Genomic DNA, 539 nt, shown 5'->3' with positions numbered 1-539 from the left:
GTCTGGTGTTCCTGGGACGCGGCATAGCCGGCTTCACGCCGTGGTGGCGGCGGCTGACGCCTGAACAGCCTTTCGCGCGGCTCGATGTCCGCTATTATTCGCCGCTGTGCCTGTTGATCGGGCTCGGCTTTGCCATCCTCGCCATCACGGAGTTTCCCGCATGACACAGACAAATGGTCCGCTGCGCGTCGGCATTGGCGGCCCGGTCGGTTCGGGCAAGACGACGCTGACCGAAAAACTGTGCAAGGCGCTGCGCGACGAGTTTTCCATCGCCGTCGTCACCAACGACATCTACACCAAGGAAGACGCCATGATGCTGGCGCGGCTGCAGGCGCTGCCCGAGGACCGCATCATGGGTGTCGAGACCGGCGGCTGCCCGCATACCGCGATCCGCGAGGATGCCTCGATCAATCTGCAGGCGATCGCGCAGATGAACAGGAAGTTCCCGGACCTCGACATCGTCTTCATCGAATCCGGCGGCGACAACCTTGCCGCCACCTTCTCGCCGGATCTCGCCGACCTGACGCTCTATGTCATCT

The 539-nt window shown here is 63.3% G+C and carries 1 protein-coding gene and 1 pseudogene; both read left to right on the top strand.

What is annotated here, in order from left to right; translation table 11 throughout:
- A pseudogene (locus EN991_RS41905) lies at positions 1 to 164 on the top strand (DUF3995 domain-containing protein); the annotation flags it as partial.
- Positions 161 to 539, top strand: a 379-nt coding sequence (locus tag EN991_RS39140) for an urease accessory protein UreG (protein ID WP_164769809.1), incomplete at its 3' end; no start/stop codon positions are given. The pseudogene EN991_RS41905 and the gene EN991_RS39140, both read left to right, overlap by 4 nt.

Origin of the sequence: Mesorhizobium sp. M7A.F.Ca.US.005.03.2.1, assembly GCF_003997795.1 — a bacterium.
GTDB classification, from domain to species: Bacteria; Pseudomonadota; Alphaproteobacteria; order Rhizobiales; family Rhizobiaceae; genus Mesorhizobium; species Mesorhizobium ciceri.
The sequence above is the reverse complement of the archived record's forward strand: the minus strand, read 5'-3'. Positions and strand labels throughout refer to the sequence as shown.